The following is a 14036-nucleotide window of genomic DNA, read 5'->3' as shown; positions in this document are numbered from 1 at the left end:
CGGAAACCGGCCGAAAGCTGGTCCGACGGCGGTCACCCGCTGGGCAGGGACGCCATGTCGATCACGAAGCGATATTTCACGTCGCTGCGGATCATCCGCTCGTAGGCCTCGTTGATCTCGTCCATCCGGATCATTTCGATGTCCGAGGTCACCCCATGCTCGCCGCAGAAATCGAGCATTTCCTGTGTCTCGCGAATGCCGCCGATGAGCGATCCGGCAAAATTCCTGCGCTTGAAGATCAGGCTGAAGACCGCGACGGGCAAAGGCTTTTCCGGCGCCCCGACCTGGACCAGAACGCCGTCGCGCTTCAGGAGCCCCAGATATTCGTTGATGTCATGATCGGCCGCGACGGCGTCGAGAATGAAATCGAACCTGTTCGCCTCCTTCGCCATCGCCGCGGGATCTTTCGACAGAACCACCTCATGCGCGCCGAGACGATAGCCGTCCTCGACCTTGTTCTTCGAGGTCGTGAACAGCACCACCTGCGCCCCGAAGGCGCGCGCGAACTTGACGCCCATGTGGCCGAGGCCGCCGAGCCCGACGATGCCGACGCGCTGCCCCGGCCCGACCTTCCAGTGGCGCAAGGGCGAATAGGTCGTGATGCCGGCGCAAAGCAGCGGCGCCACGGCGGCGAGATCGAGGTTCGGCGGAATGCGCAAGACAAAGGATTGGTCGACCACGATGGCGCGGGAATAGCCGCCATAGGTGATCCCGCGGCCGTGCTTGTCCTCTCCGTTATAGGTGGCGACGAAACCCTGCTCGCAATATTGCTCGAGGCCCTCGCGGCAGCTCGCGCAGACGCGACACGAATCGACCATGCAGCCTACCCCGGCGAGATCGCCTGGCTTGAATCCCTCGACTTCGGCGCCGACCGCCGTCACCCGGCCGACGATCTCATGGCCCGGCACGCACGGGTAGACCGTATTATGCCATTCGTCGCGCGCCTGGTGGATGTCGGAGTGGCAGACCCCGCAATAGAGGATTTCGATCCGGACGTCGGAGGGGCCCGGATCGCGCCGCTCAAATGTAAAGGGCGCCACCGGCGATTGTGAGGTTTTCGCAGCGTAGCCTGTACAAACAAACATATTCCTATCCCTGTTCTTGGGGGTGCGAACCTGCCATCCTGCAGCATATTCTTGTCGATCGGATTGAATCCATCCAATCGACAAGAATATGGTTCCGCCTCCGTACGGATCTGGTTCTCCCGATCAGCGAAACCGGTCGGCCGTGTCGAGGTAGCTCCGGACGTAGTCGGTCACCGCGTCGTCAAGACTGGTGAAAGGAGCGCTGTAACCGGCCTGCCGGAGATGGTCGAGCGAGGCTTCGGTAAAATATTGGTATCTGTCCCGGATCGAGACCGGCATATCGATATAGTCGATTTTGACCGGCTGCTTGAGAGCGCCGAATACGGCCTCGGCAAGTTCGCGAAAGCTTCTGGCCTGTCCGGTTCCCACGTTGAAAATACCGCTGGGGCTTTCTTTCCGCAACGCCCAGAGGATGACGGAGACGACGTCCTTGACATAAACGAAGTCCCGGCGCTGATCGCCGTCGCCGATTCCGGCGCGATGACTCTTGAAGAGGGGCACCACCTCGCCTCTTTGGACGACGGGAAAAATCTTGGCGACGACGCTCTGCATGTCGTTTTTATGATATTCGTTCGGGCCGAAGACGTTGAAAAAACGGAAGCCCACGCATTTCGGAGGCATGGCTTCGCCCCGTGCGACGCGGTCGGCGACGACGCAATCGAACTGCCATTTGCTCCATCCGTAAAGATTGAGCGGCCGCAGGGCGCGGATCGCGTCCGGCGAGATTTCATCCCGGAAGGTCATGTCCCCCTCGCCGTAGACGGCGGCGGACGACGCGTAGAGATAGGGGATGGCCTTGTCGGCGCAGATGTCCAGCAATCTCAGGGAAAACCGGAAGTTCTTCTCGATCACCTCGTCGCCGTCCGTCGCGGTCGTCGACGAGATCGCGCCCATATGGATGACGGCCTCGACATTCGGTCGGTTCTGCAGAAAGGCGTCGAGTTCTTCGGGGAAGACGAACTCGGAAAACCTCGCCTTGCGAAGATTCTGCCATTTGCCGTGCGAGCGCAACCGGTCGCAAATGACAATGTCGGTCCGGCCCTGGTCGTTGAGCGCGGCGACAATGTTCGAGCCGATGAAACCTGCGGCGCCGGTGACGATGATCATGCTGAATATCTCGCGGTGAGCCGTGGAAGAGCAAGTAAAACGTGGAAAAGCAAGTAAAACCTGGAGACCTCGAAATTTGGCCGCCCTGTGTTCGACCTTTACAGGATCGCGCCATTTCCGTCACAAACGGCTAAGATAATTTACTCGGATTGGCAATGCCGCCGGGGCGCTTCCCGATATACGCTCATCCACGGACGCTTTCCGGAATCATTCAGGCGTGTCGCTTTCCTGTTCCGGGCTTTCATGAAACGCCGGGGATGGCGTGACTGGAGCCGCTGTCATCAGAACTTGCAGAACCCGCAGAACACGCACGTTAACTCTGGGGTTTAATGAAGCCGAACAAAAGGCAAGCGGCAAAAGCCGGACCGAAGGAAACGACATTTTGAGGAACAAAATGGCGAATGGCGCGTCAAGTGTCCGCCGAGCGATCCAATAAGGCGCGGCTTCCAGACTGGCCCTTACAGCAAGGGGCAATTGACAAGGCGACGAGCGGACCTGCCGAACGACCCAGCCGCCCATCAGCGATATTTCATAACTTGAACGATGGTGGGCCGGGCAGGACTCGAACCTGCAACCAGACCGTTATGAGCGGCCGGCTCTAACCATTGAGCTACCGGCCCTGCGAACTCGACGAGATCGCCAGAGGTTAGGCAGCGCGAATTAACCGGTTTGATGGCGCAAGGCAATGGCTCCGGCAAGATAAGCGTCAATCGCACCCCTGACGAGACTGCCTGCGCAAGACCAGTTTGTGAATTTCCTGGCCGACGGGAACAGCGGACCGGCAGGCCCGCTGCTCCCGGATCCATTATTTATTCGTGAAATACTCGCCGACGCCGGTGTGGCTGCCGCTCGTCGGTGAGTTGAAATTCAAGCCGTTGAGCGCAAATAGCGCGACGAAGATGATCGCGAACACACCCACCACCCCCGCGAGGGCGGCCTGTCCGAAAAGTTTGTTCGCCAAGTAAGCGGCAGCAGCGAACAAAATAACCATTGCGGTAAGAATCACAATTGCCATTGTTGACCTCCCTTTACTTTCACTTATGGCTTGTACTTAACGTATGCTTTGACACGAAGTCTCGACGGCGACCCGAAGTCTTGGCGACGCCTTGCCATTATCCAACCGGCCCGCCGCCAGCCAAAAGAGATATGAACGTGGAGACGGATCCGGCCGCAGCGAGAACGCGCGCGCGTTAGAACAGTTCCATATCTTCGGAAGAATTTTTCATGTCTTCGCAATTCTCTATGTCTTCGGATAATTCTCTACCGGGGAGCCCGTTTCGCCAGGATCCGCTGCAGCGTTCGCCGGTGCATGTTGAGGCGGCGCGCGGTCTCTGAGACGTTACGGCCGCAATGCTCGTAGACCCGCTGGATATGTTCCCATCGCACACGGTCGGCCGACATTGGATTTTCAGGCGGATCGATCCTGTCCGGGTCGGTCGCCATCAAGGCGTGAAAGATCTCGTCCGCGTCCGCGGGTTTGGCGAGATAATCAAAAGCGCCAAGTTTAACGGCGGTCACCGCCGTGACGATGTTGCCGTAGCCAGTCAGGATGACAGCCCGCGCATCCGGCCGCTTTGCGTTCAGCTCGGAAATGACGTCGAGACCATTGCCGTCCGCGAGGCGCATATCGATGACCGCGAATTCGGGCGCTCCCATGCCGATCACGGCGATCCCTTCGGCGACCGATTGCGCGGCCGTCACGGAAAACCCGCGAGCTTCCATGCTTCGCGTCAGGCGGGCCAGAAACGGCTTGTCGTCATCGACGATCAGAAGCGAGCGCGTGGCGGCCAGTGCGACCGCGCCACCCTCCAGCGCCGCCTCGCTTTCCGCATTCACAAATCGAGGGTGGTCGTTGATCATCGCCAAACCTCTCGCCGGGAGACAATCCGGCGGCGGGAAAGTTCCTTCGCCGCAAATCGAATGCCGAAACGCGACAGCATACTAGCTCCGTTTCGAAGTGAGCGCCAATCACAGCCCTTGGCTCGCCGGCAAGGATCCGCGGCTTTGCTTTTTTCAACGACGCCCAAGCTCGTCGCTGTCCGTGAAACACATTTCAGCGTAGACCGAAAAACAAATCAGATCAAACAGATATTCAACTCAAGCCATGGCTTTCAATGCCCGCCGTCTTGACGTCTCGCTCGAACGCCGCCCTTGGCCAGGAGACCTCCACGACGGCTCCGCTGGCCGGAGGAGCGAAATTCGCGGTTTTCACCTGCGCGCCCGATCGCTCAAGCAGGGTCTTTGCGATGAAAAGGCCAAGGCCCAGTCCCGTTCCCTCCTCCGTCTTGAACCGGCGGTCGAGCTTTGTCGTCACATAGGGCTCGCCGATCCGGCTGATGACGCCAGGCGAAAAGCCGGGCCCGTTATCCTCGATGACAAGGGAAACCGATTCGGCGGTCCAGCGGGCGCGGATACGGACCTCCGAATCGGCGAAATCGACCGCATTTTCGATAAGGTTGCCAAGCCCGTAGAGGATGCCCGGATTGCGCCGGCACTGCGGTTCGCGCCCGTCGCCGGTCTTATGGATTGAAATCGCGACACCGAAATTCCTTTGCGGACCCGCGACCTCCTCGAGCAGCAGGCTCAGCGTCATGGCGTCGAAGAGGTCGTCGGCGTCCTCGCCAAGGGACGCGAGCTTGCTCAAGATCGTACGGCAGCGTTCGACCTCCTGGGCGATCAGCGCCACGTCCTCCTCCAGTTCGCCGCCCGGGGGAACCTGCTTTTCGAGATCCCTGACCACCAGGGTTATCGTCGCGAGCGGCGTCCCGAGTTCATGCGCCGCCGCAGCCGCGAGTCCGTCGAGTTGAACGAGATGTTTTTCGCGGGCGATGACGAGTTCGGTGGCGGCCAGGGCGTCGGCGAGCGTGCGCGCTTCCAGCGCGACGCGCGACGCGTAGATCGCGATGAACGCCGCGCTGATCACGATCGAGGTCCAGATTCCGACGCTATAGATGAACGGCAATTTCAGATTTTGCTCGGGAGACAGCGGCACGGGAAAATGATCGAAGGTCAAGGCCGACACCGCCGCGATCATCAAAAAGGTGAGGATGAGGGTGATCCGGCCGGACAGCGAGACCGCGGAGATCATGATCGGCGCGAGGAACATCATCGAAAACGGATTCTCGATTCCGCCGGTGAGATAAAGCAGCGCCGTCAGCTGGAAAATATCGAACCCGAGCATCGCCGCGGCGGGGACGTCCTCGAGGCGGGCGATCAGGCCGAACCTCTGCCGCAGGTAGAGGTTAAGCCCGGCCGACACCGCGATCACGAGCAGACACGCGATAAACGGCAGCGGAAAATGCAGAAAATAATAAGTGACGATCAGGGCGAGAACCTGACCCAGCAGGGCCAGCCATCGAAGCTTGACGAGCGTGTCAATCCGAAGCCGCCGGGAGCGCCGCCCGAGATCGACATAAACGAGATCAGTCGTCATCTCTGGAACGTCTCAAAACACGCCGCAGAAAAGGAGTTCGGCGAATATCCCGCAGGTTCGCCATGGCGCGCGTCTGTCGCAGCGAAATAGCCAAGGTTATGAGCAAAGGAAATCGACGACCCTCCGTCTGCAAAAAACATCTCGGCTTCCGACCGAGATTCTTCTCATATTTTCTTGCACTTTACTGATGCTTTCCAATCAAACCATAGACTAATTCATAATCGTGATAACGCAATCTTGATGCGCGAAAGTCTGGAATGACGCGCCGCAGCACGGAGGCGGCGCCGAACACTGACGCCATATTGCAACAATGCTATGCAATTTCATCTCTCCTTATGAGCTTTACGTTGCTATTCCGGAGGTCGCCGCTTAACGTCCCCTCCCTCGGGAGTAACGGGAAGCTGCGCCGCGTTTTTCGGGACGCGTCGCGAACATTTTGGTAAACTGAAGATATGGCGCTTGCGAACGCCGGAACAATCCGGGCCTGGAACACATTGTAACGCGTTGGCCGCCTCGGCGGAGAAAGAGATCGATGCCTCCTTTTTCCTACGAAATGATCGAAATGGCGTATTTTGCGCTCTCGCCCGCGCGCGCGGTTTCGAATGCGACGCAATCCTGGCTGAAAAGTCCCGCCAACCCGCTGTCCTACACCCCCGTCGGGCGGAATTTGGCGGCGTCCGGCGAAGTCTTCGAACGGATGACCCGGCGCTATCCCAAACCGCGTTTCGGTCTGAACAAGACCCTGATCGAAGGAACGGTGACGCCTGTCGCGGAGCGCGTCGTCTGGGCGCGCCCTTTCTGCAAGCTGATTCATTTCGAACGGCAGTTCGAAAAGGGGCCGAGCGAGCCGCAGCCCAAACTGCTGATCGTCGCGCCCATGTCCGGCCACCATGCGACGCTCTTGCGCGGGACGGTCGAGGCCTTCCTTCCCTTCTATGACGTCTATATCACCGACTGGATCGACGCCCGCACGCTGCCGCTGGCCGACGGGCATTTCGATCTCGACGATTATATCGACTACCTGATGTCGATGTTCGGAGCCCTGAGCAAGGAGCTTCATGGCGTTCCGCTCCACACGCTCGGGGTCTGCCAGCCCTCCGTGCCGCTGATCGCGGCGATGGCCCTGATGGAGGCGGCGGACAGTCCCCACGTTCCCGCCTCGATGACTCTGATGGGCGGTCCTATCGACACGCGGCGCAGCCCGACGAAAGTCAACCTGCTGGCGCAGGAGCGCGGAAGCGTCTGGTTCCGGCATAATTGCATCAGCACCGTTCCATTCGGCTACAGGGGGGCCGGGCGCGATGTTTATCCGGGCTTCTTGCAGCTTGCGGGATTCATGGCGATGAATATCGATCGCCATGTCACCGCCCACATCGATTTGTTCAATCACCTCGTTGAAGGCGACGGCGATTCGGCGGAAAAGCACCGCGATTTTTATGACGAATACCTGTCCGTGATGGATCTGACGGCTGAGTTCTACTTGCAGACCGTCGATACTGTCTTCGTCAGGCATGCGTTGCCCAAAGGCGAGATGACCCATCGCGGCGCGAGGGTCGACCTCGCCGCGATTCATCGCGTCAAAATGCTGACCGTCGAGGGCGAGAACGACGACATCTCCGGCTTCGGCCAGACGTTTGCGGCGCACGATCTGTGCATCAACATTCCCGCATCGATGAAATTCAACTATGTGCAGGCCAAGGTCGGCCATTACGGCGTCTTCAACGGTTCGCGTTTCCGCAACGAGATCGTGCCGCAAATCAGGCAATTTCATTCCGTCGGCGAAAAAAACTGCGAAACCGGATCATGACCGGGACGCGGCGGCGAGGGCGGCCTCGTTCTTTCCGGCTGTAGCCACGCCGCCGGCGCAAGGCTAGACTTTCCACATGCTGCGCCTGTTGCGAAATGATTCGCCCCGCATCCTCGACACCACCCATTTCGATGTCCGTCATGCGGGCGAAACGTACCGGATCAACCTGAAGCGATCCGCCACGGCGCGGCGCTTTATCCTGCGGGTTCGCGCCGCCGCCCAGGACGTCGTCCTCACCCTTCCGGCGCGCGCCAGCCTTGGCGACGCAAAAAATTTCGCCGAGCGCCATGCGGCCTGGATCGGCGCCAGGCTGCGCCGGCTGCCTGAAAAAACGCGGTTTACCCACGGCGAACTGGTGCCGCTGCGCGGAATCATGCACAGAATCGAACATTGCCCCGGCCGGGGGGGAACGGTCTGGGTCGAACCATTTGCGGACATTCCGGCCTTGGGCGCCGCGGCCGCGCTCTGCGTCAACGCCGAGCTTTGCTTCGTCTCGCGGCGGGTCCATGATTTTCTGATCCGCGAGGCGCGGCGCGATCTTGGAGACGCGGCGACGCGTCACGCGGCCAGCCTCGGCGTCAGAATCCGAAAGATCACCCTGCGCGATACGACCAGCCGGTGGGGATCATGCTCCTCGACGGGCGGGCTAAGTTTCTCCTGGCGCCTCGTCATGGCGCCGCCGTTTGTCCTCGATTATCTCGCCGCGCACGAGGTCGCGCATCTCCTGCACATGAATCATTCCCCGGCGTTCTGGAAAGTCGTCGCGAAACTCTCGAACGATGTCCAACCCGCCGAAGCCTGGCTCAAGGCGCACGGAGCCGGCCTGCTGCGGTTTGGTCCGGACAAGGACTAGCCACGGCAGGCGAAAGGCGCGCCGGCGTCAGGTCGCGAGCGTCGGCGCTTCGCCTGATGCGGCGACCTCACTGAGACGCTGGCGGTAAAGCGCCGCGAAATCGATCGGATCGATATACAGGGGCGGAAATCCGCCGCTGCGAACCGCTTCGGCGACGATTTGACGCGCGAACGGAAACAAAAGCCGCGGACATTCGATCATGACGACCGGATGCGCGTCGCTCGGGGAAATATTGTTGAGCCGGAACAGACCCGCGTAATCAAGGTCGAATTTGAACAATGTGTTGGAGTCGGAAACCGCCGAGCCCTCCAGAAGAATGTTCACCTCGAAATCGGCCTCAGCGATCTGGCGCGCGTTGACGTTCACCTGAATCGAGATGTTCGGGGCCTTATCCTGCGGCCCGAGGGACCGCGGCGCATTCGGATTTTCGAAAGAAAAATCCTTGATATACTGCACCATCGCGTTGATGCTCGGTGCCGCCGCATCGGCTTGCGCCCCGTTTCCATTTCCGTTCGTCATCGATGATCTCCCGCCGCTGCGGGTAGCACGGATATATTTCGGGAACAAGCGCGCGCCGGCGCAGATCTAGCCTGCCGGCCTTTCCGCCTTGCGCAAATGACGCGCTGTTTTCATTCCTGCGAAATTCCTCTATCAGCACAATTCGCGGACGCGCCTCGCAACCCCATGGACATGCCCCAGCTTTACCTGATCACCCCCTCCCTGACGGCGTCCTCCTCTGCTTTTGGCGCCACGCTCAAGGACGCGCTTGAGGCGTGCGACATCGCCTGCGTTCTGCTGCGAACCGAAGCCAGGGACGAACGGGAACGCAAGAAGATCGTCCTCGATCTGGTACCGATCGTTCAGGCGCGCGGCGCCGCCTGCCTCGTCGCGGGCGATTCCCAGCTGGCGGTCCGGACCGGCGCCGACGGGGTTCACATCGAAGGTGGAGGCGCAGATCGAGGCGGAGACGAAAGCCTTGCCGACGCTCTCGCCGTCCTTCATCCGCGAGGGATCGTTGGCGCAGGCGGATTGTCAACCCGGGACGCAGCCATGAATGCGGGCGAAGCCGGTGCCGATTACCTGATGTTCGGCGGCCCGGATTCGGACGAACCCCACGCGGGCGTCGTCGAGCGCGTCGCCTGGTGGGCGGAGATCTTCAACGTGCCTTGCGTCGGCTTCGCGCGCGAACTTTCCGGCGTCCCCGACCTGGTTCGCGCCGGGGCGGATTTTATCGCTCTTTGCGACGCCGTCTTCAGCGATCCGCGCGGCGGCGCGACAGCCTTGAGGGAAGTCGCCGCGATTATAGCGGAATCCCGGGAATCCGCCCATTGAGGGCGAGCGGAATGTCACGCTGGATCGGCGTGGGCCTCATGGCGCTGGTTCTCGGCGCGCCTCCGGCCGCAGCCGAAACCGCGACGAGCCCGCGCATCGGCGCCGCGCCCGATCTGGCCTTCGCCGCCTATCAACGCGGACATTATACGACGGCCCTGGGCGAAGCGATGAAGCGGATCAAGACCGATCCGGACGACGGGCCTGCGATGACCCTCGTAGGCGAGCTTTATTCGCAAGGCCTTGGCGTCAAAAAGGATCCGGCTGAGGCGGCGCGCTGGTACGCGCTCGCGGCCGACCGGGGGGACCGGCAGGCGACCTTCGCCCTGGCCGCGGCCAATCTGAAGGGCGAAGGCGTTCCTAAAAATCGCGTCCGCGCCGCCGAACTCTTCGAGAAAGCCGCCGCGCAGGACCATCCTGGCGCCTATTACAACCTCGGCGTCATGGCGATCGACAATGCTGACGTCGCCGCCGACTATCCCAGGGCGGCGCGCATGTTCGAGAAAGCCGCCAGCCTTGGCGATTCTGACGCCGCCTACGCTCTGGGCCTGCTTTACCGCAACGGGACGGGCGTCGAAAAAAGCGACGCCCGGGCGGCGGAATGGATCGGCCGGGCCGCCAGGGAAAACAATTTGCCGGCGGAAGTCGAATACGCAATCATGCTGTTTAACGGCGTCGGCGTCGAAAAAGACGAGACTGCGGCGGCCAAGCTCTTCCTCAAGGCGGCGACGCGCGACAATCCCGTCGCCCAGAACCGCGTCGCCCGCATCCTCGCCACGGGACGCGGCCTTCCAAAGAATTCCGTCGAGGCGATGAAATGGCATATTTTCGCCCGCGCCGCCGGAATCAAGGATTCGTGGCTCGACGCCGAACTCGCCAAGCTCTCGCCGCAGGACAAGGCCGCCGTCGAAGCCGCCGTGCGGCAATATGTGGGGCATTGAGAGCCGCAGGGATCAAAGACCACAGGCGGCGAGAGCCTCTTGCATATGTCCGGGGACCGGCGCCGAAACCCTGACCGGCTCCTTTCCTTTGTAAAGAGGAACTTCGATCTCTCGTGCGTGCAGCTGCAACCCGATCGCGCCGCCGCGTCCATTCCCGTAGATCGGATCGCCCAGGATCGGCCAGCCGAGCGCGGAGCTATGGACGCGCAATTGATGCGTGCGTCCGGTCAGCGGGGTCAGCGCCAGGGCTGCGGTGGTTGCGGAGCGGCCAAGCACCCGCCAGAGGGTCTGGGCGGGCTGTCCGGACGGATCGACCTTCATCCACCAGCCGCGGCTCGCGTCGAGCCGCCCGAGCGGCAGGTCGATCAGGCCTTCGTCCTCCTTCGGGCCGCCCTCGACGACGGCCCAATAGGTCTTGCCGATCTTGCCCTGCTTGAACAGAAGACCGAGCTTTTCCAGCGCCTTACGGTGGCGGCCAAGGACAAGGCAGCCTGAGGTGTCGCGGTCGAGCCGATGCGCGAGAGCCGGATTTCGCGGCAAGCCGAACCGCAGCACGGAGAAAAAATCCTCGAGGCTTTCGCCTCCCTTCGGGCCTTTGTGAACGGCGATTCCGGCCGGCTTGTCGACGATCAGCATAAGAGCGTCGCGGTACAGAAGTCGGCGGCTCAGGTCGTCCCCGGTCATAGGCGGAGCGGCGCGAGGCCGCCAGGTTTTTTGGGGCTCACCACCAGCCGCGGACTTTGAACCAGACGATCGGGATGAGGGCGCTGACGGCGATGACGCCGAGCCCGTAAGCATAGCCGTAATGCCATTCCAGTTCGGGCATATTCTTGAAGTTCATACCGTAAATGCTGGCCATCAGAGTCGGCGGAATGCCGACGACGGACACGACGGTCAAAATCCTGAAGATATTGTTCTGCTCGATATTGGTCAGCCCCAGGGTCGCGTCGAGCAGGAACTGGAGCTTGTTGTTTTGATGTGTCTCGTAATCGTTCAAGGATGTGATGTCCCGCTGCATGCTCTTCAGCTTGGAGACGAGATCCGCTGAAAGCCAGGCGGCCGCTTCGCTGACGACGAACGGGATCATCCGCCCCATTCCAAGCAGCGCGTCGTCGAGCTTCGAGGTCAGATCGCCCGAGCGGCCGATCCTGCGCATGATGAGGCGCAGGTCCTTGTTTCCGCCGCCGCCGCGCTGTCCGCTGACGCCAAGGGCGCCCTTTCCGCCAAAAATGTCGTGCGAAAGGCGATCGAGTTCGCCGTTCAGGCCTTCCAGCTGGTCGGCGACATGGTCGATAAAAAACTCGAGGAGCGAAATGAAGGCGTTGACGCCGCTGGCCGGCCGCCGGTTGGCATTGACAGCCTTGTCGTGAACGTGATCGCAGGCCCGGATCGGATGGAAGCGGATGGTGAGCAGAAGGCTTTCCGAAAGCACGAAGCCGAACGGCGTCGTCTCCGCCATTCCGCCCACGTCCTTGTAGACCATCGCCATGCTGAGGAAAATGCGGTCGTTTTCGACATAAAGCCGGCTCGAGGTTTCGATGGACGACAGATCCTCGATGGTCGGCACCTCGATTCCGAGAACCCGTTCGAGGAAGGCGGTCTCCATCCGGTTCGGGCGGAACGCGTCGATCCATTGAACTTCGGGCGGAATCGCGGCGGCGGCGAGATCGACTTCAACGCCTTCCGTGCCGACCGAGGTGTGAAACGTGAGCATGGGGCCTCGCGCGCGCCTGCGCTTGGAAATGCGCTTGGGAAGAGGTTTTCGAACAGCGGAACCGTTGGCACGAACAGTCTTACGGAGGTGTGACAAAGCGCCAAAGCTTGCGCTTCGATGGATGCGGTCTCAAAAACTATTCAGAACACGTGATACTGATAGCTCCAGGTCTCGCTCAGGATTTTATCGCCGGAACGCAGGAAGAGCCGCATTTCGACGGGCTCCGGCCCGGGCCCGGCCGTCAGATCGAATTGGGCCCGCCAATGTCCGCGCGTATCGTCGGGAACCGCCTCGGTGAAGATGTAGGAGAATGTCCCCCGCGAGGCCCAGAGCACCGCCTCGGGTTTGACGCCAAAGGGAAGATTTTCGAGCGGCGGTCCCTGAAACTCGACCATGAACTTGCGCACCCCCTTGGGGCGCGGCTGGCCGGGTTGGCCGCCATTGCCGAGCCGCGTCGCGACGCAGCGCGCGAGATCGGTCGGAAACGGCTCGTCCGCCTGCCAAAAGAGGCGGTAGGCGATATCGACCTCCGCTCCCGCGGCCGCCGGTTCGGCTGGAACCCACATCGCGACGATATTGTCGTGGATTTCATCGTCGGTCGGAATCTCGACCAGTTCGATCGCGCCCTTGCCCCAGCGCCCGGCCGGCTCGACCCAGAGGCTCGGGCGGCGGTCGTAATAAACCCCATCCTGATAATGATCGAAGTTCCGGTCGCGCTGCAAAAGGCCGAACCCACGCGGATTTTCATCCGAGAATGACGACGTGACGATGCGGTGGGGATTGTTCAGCGGGCGCCACAGGCGCTCCCCGCTCCCGAGCCAGATCGCGAGGCCGTCCGAGTCGTGAACTTCCGGGCGCCAGTCGATCCCGGTTTCCTTTTTCGTCTCCGAGAACCAATACATCGAGGTCAGGGGCGCGAGGCCGAACCGTTCGACGCCGGCGCGCAGGAACAAGGCCTGATCGATGTCCATGGTGACGCCCTTGCCTCGAGTCAGCACGAAGCGGCAGGCGCCGGCGATGGAGGGGCCATCGAGAAGGGCGTAAAGCGTCATCGACGTCTCGGTCTGAGCCCGGTCGATGTAGAATTTGGTGAAGTCGGGGAATTCCTCCGGCTTCCCGGCGACCGCGACATCGAGGGCGGCGGCGCGGGAGGACAGGCCATACTGGCGCAATTCGCCAATCGCGCGGAAATAGGCGGCGCCGAGAAACGCCACCCAGTCGTTCTTGCGCCAGTCGAGAGCGCCGCCCTTCGGCTCCTGGATCCGCAGCCCGGCGAACCCGGCGCTCGGAGGCAGGCCTTTTGCGACAGAATCGGCGGGCATGTCGAAATAGCTCTGATCGTAGAGAATCTCGCGCGCGGTTCCCGCCTCGACGAGGTTCATTTCGACCGCTTTTTGAAAGAACATGCCGAGGTGAAAAAAGCTGACCGGAAGCCGGTTTGGACCTTGAGCGAACAGCGCGTGGTCCATGTCGAAGGCGATTTTGCCCCAGGCCTCGTAATTGATCTTGCCGACAATATCCGGCGAGGGGCGCGGCGGCCCGGCGTAAGGCTGGGCGGCGAGTTTCCTGGCGCTGGCTTTCAGGAGATCGAATGAAAACGGCTTGACCGGCCCGAATTTCAGCTTTTCCTGCGCACTCACCGGCTGCGGCTGGGTCCCCGCAAGCCCGATCGCGGCCCCCGCCTTCAGAACGGTTCTCCGGTCTACGCCATTGGTCATCTCAAATCTTCCGGGTCTGGCGCGGCGGCGGGATCTGGCTCATGAGGGC

13 protein-coding genes and 1 tRNA gene are annotated in these 14036 nt (G+C 61.3%); 4 read left to right on the top strand and 10 right to left on the bottom strand.

All coding sequences use genetic code 11. The annotated features are described in order from the left end of the window. Positions 1–32: 32 nt before the first annotated feature. The 6 genes from BM177_RS01445 to BM177_RS01420 all read right to left on the bottom strand — a co-directional run bounded on the left by BM177_RS01445 (position 33) and on the right by BM177_RS01420 (position 5625). On the bottom strand, positions 33–1085 hold the full coding sequence (locus BM177_RS01445; protein WP_091676388.1) for an NAD(P)-dependent alcohol dehydrogenase: 1053 nt from the start codon (positions 1083–1085) through the stop codon (positions 33–35). 123 nt (positions 1086–1208) lie between these two features. Next, the gene (rfaD, locus tag BM177_RS01440) at positions 1209–2192 is read right to left on the bottom strand and encodes an ADP-glyceromanno-heptose 6-epimerase (RefSeq protein WP_091676384.1); all 984 of its coding nucleotides are present in this window, start codon (positions 2190–2192) and stop codon (positions 1209–1211) included. 544 nt (positions 2193–2736) lie between these two features. Further along, positions 2737–2812 (bottom strand) — tRNA-Ile (locus BM177_RS01435). Between the two features lie 185 nt (positions 2813–2997). Next, positions 2998–3207, bottom strand: a complete 210-nt coding sequence (locus BM177_RS01430; RefSeq protein ID WP_139223470.1) for a hypothetical protein — start codon at positions 3205–3207, stop codon at positions 2998–3000. 245 nt (positions 3208–3452) lie between these two features. Next, entirely contained in the window at positions 3453–4052 is a 600-nt protein-coding gene (locus BM177_RS01425) for an ActR/PrrA/RegA family redox response regulator transcription factor (RefSeq protein WP_091677440.1), read from the bottom strand. Between the two features lie 232 nt (positions 4053–4284). Next, entirely contained in the window at positions 4285–5625 is a 1341-nt protein-coding gene (locus BM177_RS01420) for an ActS/PrrB/RegB family redox-sensitive histidine kinase (RefSeq protein WP_091676375.1), read from the bottom strand. A gap of 532 nt (positions 5626–6157) precedes the next feature. On the opposite strand from BM177_RS01420, the gene BM177_RS01415 reads away from it, so the two are divergent. Next, the gene (locus BM177_RS01415) at positions 6158–7432 is read left to right on the top strand and encodes a polyhydroxyalkanoate depolymerase (protein ID WP_091676373.1); all 1275 of its coding nucleotides are present in this window, start codon (positions 6158–6160) and stop codon (positions 7430–7432) included. Positions 7433–7508: 76 nt separating this feature from the next. Beyond that, positions 7509–8285 (top strand): M48 family metallopeptidase, encoded by a 777-nt coding sequence (locus BM177_RS01410; RefSeq protein WP_091676364.1) that lies wholly within the window; start codon positions 7509–7511, stop codon positions 8283–8285. 27 nt (positions 8286–8312) lie between these two features. Here the strand turns inward: BM177_RS01410 and secB are convergent, their stop codons facing one another. After that, a complete protein-coding gene (secB, locus tag BM177_RS01405) occupies positions 8313–8804 on the bottom strand; it encodes a protein-export chaperone SecB (protein WP_091676360.1) in 492 nt (163 codons plus the stop codon). A gap of 165 nt (positions 8805–8969) precedes the next feature. Between secB and BM177_RS01400 the strand changes: the two genes are divergently transcribed. Both BM177_RS01400 and BM177_RS01395 read left to right on the top strand, forming a co-directional pair. Further along, positions 8970–9617, top strand: a complete 648-nt coding sequence (locus BM177_RS01400; RefSeq protein WP_091676356.1) for a thiamine phosphate synthase — start codon at positions 8970–8972, stop codon at positions 9615–9617. An 11-nt stretch (positions 9618–9628) separates the two neighbouring features. Beyond that, a complete protein-coding gene (locus BM177_RS01395) occupies positions 9629–10555 on the top strand; it encodes a tetratricopeptide repeat protein (protein WP_091676347.1) in 927 nt (308 codons plus the stop codon). 12 nt (positions 10556–10567) lie between these two features. Here the strand turns inward: BM177_RS01395 and BM177_RS01390 are convergent, their stop codons facing one another. The 3 genes from BM177_RS01390 to BM177_RS01380 form a co-directional block, all read right to left on the bottom strand. Further along, a complete protein-coding gene (locus BM177_RS01390; protein WP_091676344.1) occupies positions 10568–11239 on the bottom strand; it encodes an RluA family pseudouridine synthase in 672 nt (223 codons plus the stop codon). 37 nt (positions 11240–11276) lie between these two features. Continuing rightward, entirely contained in the window at positions 11277–12269 is a 993-nt protein-coding gene (locus BM177_RS01385) for a magnesium transporter CorA family protein (protein ID WP_091676337.1), read from the bottom strand. Positions 12270–12409: 140 nt separating this feature from the next. After that, the gene (locus tag BM177_RS01380; RefSeq protein WP_091676332.1) at positions 12410–13987 is read right to left on the bottom strand and encodes an OpgD/OpgG family glucan biosynthesis protein; all 1578 of its coding nucleotides are present in this window, start codon (positions 13985–13987) and stop codon (positions 12410–12412) included. Between the last annotated feature and the right edge of the window lie 49 nt (positions 13988–14036).

This window comes from Methylocapsa palsarum (assembly GCF_900114285.1).
Lineage (GTDB): Bacteria > Pseudomonadota > Alphaproteobacteria > Rhizobiales > Beijerinckiaceae > Methylocapsa > Methylocapsa palsarum.
This window is presented reverse-complemented; position numbering and strand designations above follow the sequence as displayed.